The sequence below is a fragment of the Micropruina sp. genome, assembly GCF_027492755.1.
In the GTDB taxonomy this organism is placed as follows: Bacteria; Actinomycetota; Actinomycetes; order Propionibacteriales; family Propionibacteriaceae; genus Micropruina.
The window spans coordinates 1-4,806 of the sequence record NZ_JAPUED010000244.1 but is presented as its reverse complement, the minus strand read 5'-3'; the positions used below and the strand labels follow the sequence as shown (position 1 = coordinate 4,806).

6 protein-coding genes are annotated in these 4,806 nt (G+C 70.3%); 4 read left to right on the top strand and 2 right to left on the bottom strand.

From position 1 onward, the window contains the following. Together Q0066_RS16605 and disA are read left to right on the top strand one after the other, a co-directional pair. The coding region (locus tag Q0066_RS16605; protein WP_298135020.1) for a magnesium chelatase domain-containing protein at positions 1-600 on the top strand (600 nt) is incomplete at its 5' end. 31 nt (positions 601-631) lie between these two features. Beyond that, positions 632-1,684, top strand: coding sequence for a DNA integrity scanning diadenylate cyclase DisA (gene disA, locus Q0066_RS16600; RefSeq protein WP_298135019.1), 1,053 nt, complete (start codon positions 632-634; stop codon positions 1,682-1,684). Between the two features lie 21 nt (positions 1,685-1,705). Here the strand turns inward: disA and Q0066_RS16595 are convergent, their stop codons facing one another. Next, positions 1,706-2,365, bottom strand: a complete 660-nt coding sequence (locus Q0066_RS16595) for a hypothetical protein (protein WP_298135017.1) — start codon at positions 2,363-2,365, stop codon at positions 1,706-1,708. 71 nt (positions 2,366-2,436) lie between these two features. Here Q0066_RS16595 and Q0066_RS16590 point away from each other — a divergent pair, with 71 nt between their 5' ends. Both Q0066_RS16590 and Q0066_RS16585 read left to right on the top strand, forming a co-directional pair. After that, positions 2,437-3,300 carry an A/G-specific adenine glycosylase gene (locus Q0066_RS16590; RefSeq protein ID WP_298135015.1) on the top strand — a complete coding sequence of 288 codons (864 nt, stop codon included), beginning with the start codon at positions 2,437-2,439 and terminating at the stop codon, positions 3,298-3,300. Positions 3,301-3,362: 62 nt separating this feature from the next. Then, positions 3,363-3,896: a hypothetical protein gene (locus tag Q0066_RS16585; RefSeq protein WP_298135013.1), complete on the top strand. Its 534-nt coding sequence runs from the start codon at positions 3,363-3,365 to the stop codon at positions 3,894-3,896. Positions 3,897-3,958: 62 nt separating this feature from the next. Here Q0066_RS16585 and Q0066_RS16580 read toward each other — a convergent pair. After that, the coding region (locus Q0066_RS16580) for an AAA family ATPase (protein WP_298135011.1) at positions 3,959-4,806 on the bottom strand (848 nt) is incomplete at its 5' end.

Genomic DNA, 4,806 nt, shown 5'->3' with positions numbered 1-4,806 from the left:
ATTCGCGAGGTCGCCGATCCGAGCCGGCTGTTCGCCTCCACCCGTGCCGAGCCGATGCCCGGCACCGCTCTCACGGTCAGTCTGGAGGGCCGGCGTCCGTTGTTGGGCGAGGTGCAGGCACTGGTCGCGGGTTCGGCGGCCCAGGTGCCGCGGCGGGTCACCCACGGCCTCGACTCCGGACGGGTCTCGGTGATCCTGGCGGTGCTCGAGCGCAAGGCCAGAGTGCGGTTGCACAACAAGGAGGCCTATGTCTCGACCGTCGGCGGGGCGCGGCTGATCGACCCGGCGGCCGATCTGGCGGTGGGATTGGCGGTCGCTTCGGCGGCGGCCGAGCTCGCCTTCCACCGGCCGGTGATCGCCTTGGGCGAGGTCGGCCTGTCCGGCGAGTTGCGCCGGGTGGCTGGCCTGGAGCGACGGTTGGCCGAAGCGAAGCGGCTCGGTTTCGGCGTGGCGCTGGTACCGCCCGGCACCGGAGTCAGCCTGCCCGGGGTGAAGATCGTCGAGGTGGCGACCCTCGAGGCCGCGGTCGATCTGCTCGGCCTGCGGCCACCCAAGCGCCGCAAGCCGGACGGCGCCCATCTGCGCCTGGCCGGGGGCTGACGCCACAGCGCGGCACCGTAGACTGCCGTGGATGGTGAGCGTTGCGTCGAATCGGCTGAATCGGGCCCTGGGCCTGATCGCGCCCGGCACCGCCGTCCGCGATGGCCTCGACCGAATCGTGCACGGCCGCACCGGCGCGCTGATCACGCTGGGCAACAACGCCCGCTTGCAGGCGTTGAGCACCGGCGGCTTCGCCATCGACGTCCCGTTCACGGCGACCGCCCTGCGCGAGCTGGCCAAGATGGACGGCGCGATCATCCTCAACGACGCGCTCGACCGGATCCTGTTCGCCGGAGTCCACCTGATGCCCGACGCCGCCGTGGACACCACCGAGACCGGCACCAGGCACCGCACCGCAGACCGGGTGGCCCGGCAGATCGGGGTACCCACGGTCACCGTGTCGGCGTCCATGTCAACCATTTCGTTGTTCGTCGACGGCACCCGCTGGATCGTGCAACGCCCCGAGCAGTTGCTCGCCCGCGCCAACCAGGCGCTGGCGACCCTGGCCCGCTACCGCGACCGGCTCAGCGAGGCCACCGCACGGCTGTCCGCGGCAGAGGTGCAGGACGCCGTGACCGTCCGCGACATCGCGGTGATCGCGCAGCGGCTCGAAATGGTCCGCCGGCTGCAGAACGAACTGAACGGGTACGCGATCGAGCTGGGCTCCGACGGACGCCTGGTGCGGTTGCAGCTCGGCGAGCTGGTGGCCGGCCTCGACACGCTCGCGGTCGAACTGGAACGTGACTACAGCGACGAGGCGAACGAACTCCGGCTGTCCCGGCTGGCGGGCCTGGACACCGACGACCTGGCGCACCCGGCGCTGATCGCGCAAGCCTGCGGCCTGGGCGACGACCTGGGCCGCCGGGCGACGCCGCTGGGGCACCGTCAACTCGCCCAGATCGGGCGCCTCCCCGCCCCTGTCGCGGACGCGCTGGTCAGTCACTTCGGCAGCTTGCAGGGGTTGTTCGGAGCGAGCACCGCCGACCTGCTCGGGGTCGAGGGCGTCGACTACGGCGTCGCCCGCACCGTCCGCGAGGGACTGATCAGACTGGCCGAGTCGGCCTACGCCGAACGCCTCGACTGAGTCGTGTCGCGGCGGGATCGTTCAGGGCTTGGTCAGCATGAACGCGAACCGCTTCGTCGCGCTCTCCTGGTAGGCGGCGGTGGCCACATAGGTGCCGGCACCCAGCAGCGACTTGGCCTGCCTGCAGCCCTGCGCCGACCGGAACGTCGTCCACTCCACCTTGAACTCGACGGCGGCCCCCGCCTTGAGGGTCTGCTTCTTCACCTCGGGCAGCCACTTGTCGCAGTGCGCGGTGCTGAAGACCGGGTCGTTGCCTGAGGCGACCCGCAGCACGAAGGTCGCTGGGGTGATCTCCATGACGCAGGGCAGTGCGGTGTTGTTCTCGGCGGTCACGCTGAAGGTCTGCTTACCGCCCGACTTCACGCTGCGGAAGCCTTTCAGGTCCAGCTGCACGCCGATCGGCTCACAGGCGCTCGGAGCGGCAGCCGAGCCGCTGGGCGACGTACCTGGAGTCGGCATGTCGTCGGACGGGCTGCCGCTCGGCGAAGGTGCCGGCTCAGAGGTGACGTCGGTCGGCGTGTCGGCCGGCGCCGGGACCCCGGCGGTGGGTTGCTCGCCCTTGGGCAGAAACGCCCACACCAGCAGGCCGACGACGATCACCGCGACCAGGACGACCAGACCCCGCCGGATCCAGTACACGACAGGTGGCTGGGGGCCCTTGCCTGTCAGCACTTCGCTCATGCCGCCAAGGGTAAGAGAGCCATGCCGCTGCGGCGGGGACACCACGCCGGAGCCGAATACAGTGGCCCGCGATGGACACTACCCGCCTCACCACGACGATCATCGCCTGGTACGACCGGCACGCCCGCGACCTGCCCTGGCGCGCACCGGACGCCTCACCCTGGGCCGTGATGGTCAGCGAGTTCATGCTCCAGCAGACACCCGTGGGCCGCGTCCTGGAGCCGTGGCGCAGCTGGCTCGACCGCTGGCCGACGCCCTCGGCACTGGCGGCCGAGCCTGTCGGCGAGGCGATCCGGGCCTGGGGACGGCTGGGCTATCCACGCCGGGCGCAGCGGCTGCATGCCGCCGCCGTGGCCATCGTGGAACGGCACGGCGGCGAGGTGCCGGCCGATCCTGACGCCCTGCGCGCCCTCCCCGGGGTGGGTGACTACACCGCCGCCGCAATCGCCAGTTTCGCCTTCGGCGCCCGCCAGGTGGTGCTCGACGTGAACGTGCGGCGGGTGCTGGCCAGGCTGGACGGCGGCACCGACGCCCTGGCCGGCTCACCGACCGCCGCCGAACGAACCCGCGCGGCGGCCTGGCTGCCGCCGCAGCCGGCGGCGGCGCGCTGGTCGGTGGCGGCGATGGAACTAGGCGCCCAGCTGTGCCGGGCCAACAACCCGTCCTGCACCGACTGCCCGGTCCGCCGGGACTGTCGCTGGCTGGCCGCCGGACGGCCACCCGGTCCGCCGCGCCGCCGCCAGCTCTACGCCGGCACCGACCGGGCGGCCCGCGGCCATGTGCTGCACCGACTGCGGGCCCGGGATGCCGGCGAAAGGGCGTCCGCCGCCCAGCTGACCGCCGACTGGCCGGACGCCGCGCAGGCCAGCAAGGCGTTGCGCTCGCTGGTCGCCGACGGACTGGTGATCGCCGAGGCGGACGGCTACCGGCTCTAGGGGGCCTGTCTCAGCACCGCCACCACCGCCTCGTATCCTGGTAGGGATTCAGGAGGGCACCCATGAGCAATGAGCAGTATTCGCCTTGGGCGAGCGGCGACGGCTTCGGCACCCCGCGTCCGCAACCGGCGCGGTCCGAGGAGCCGCCGACCCGAGAGCAGCCGACCACGGCCTACTACACGAATCCGGTCCCGCAGCCGCACGACCCGACCGAGCCCAGCGGCTGGTCGCAGCCGCAACAGTTCGGTGCGCTGGCTCCGCAGCCGCAGTACCCGTCGCCGAGCGCCGCCTACAGTTTCGGCCAGCAGATGCCGTACGGGGTCGCCGGTGAACTACCCGAGCACCCGAACGCCGTCACCACGCTGGTGCTGGGCATCGTCGGCATCGCGGCGATGTTCGTCGCCTTTCCGTTCATCAGTCCGGTGGCCTGGTACCTGGGCGCCAAGGCGCGCCGCGAGATGCGGAACGAACCGGGCCGGTACCGCGCCTCGGGCGCGCTGACCGCCGGCTACGCGCTCGGCATCGTGGGCTCGGTGATCTCGATGCTGTTCGTCGGGCTGATCGTGCTCGCGATCCTGCTGGTCACCCTCGCGTAGAAGCCGACGGGGCCCCGGGGAGAGGTTCTCCCCGGGGCCCCGTCACGCTTGCCCTGTATGGCTCAGCTGGTCTGACCCAGCTCGGCCGGCACGTCCGGCATCTGGGCCTTCGGGACGCCGTTGAAGGTGAACGGCAGCTCCGACCCCTCGGGCGCCACGTCCACCACGACGATCTCGCCCGGGTGGATGTCGGCGAAGAGGATCTTCTCGGCCAGGATGTCCTCGATGTCGCGCTGGATCGCGCGCCGCAGCGGACGAGCACCCAGCACCGGGTCGAAGCCACGCTTGGCGATCAGCGCCTTGGCCGCGTGGGTGAGCTCGATGCCCATGTCCTTGTCGCGCAGCCGGGACTCGATCTCGGCGACCATCAGGTCGACGATCCGCTCGATATCGGCCTGCGACAACTGGTGGAACACCACGATCTCGTCGACGCGGTTCAGGAACTCCGGACGGAAGTTCTGCTTGAGTTCGTCGGAGACCTTTGCCTTCATCTTTTCGTAGCTACTGGCGCTGTCGGACGACTGGCTGAAACCGAGGTTCACCGACTTGGAGATATCGCGCGTCCCCAAGTTCGTGGTCATCACGATCACGGTGTTCTTGAAGTCGACGACCCGGCCCTGCGCGTCGGTCAGACGCCCTTCGTCCAGAATCTGCAACAGCGAGTTGAAGATGTCCGGATGCGCCTTCTCGATCTCGTCGAAGAGCACCACGCTGAACGGCTTGCGACGAACCTTTTCGGTGAGCTGACCGCCCTCTTCGTAGCCGACATAGCCGGGCGGTGAACCGAACATCCGGGAGGCGGTGTGCTTCTCGGAGTATTCGCTCATATCGAGGGTGATCAGAGCATCTTCGTCGCCGAACAGGAACTCGGTCAGCGCCTTGGTCAGCTCGGTCTTGCCGACGCCCGAGG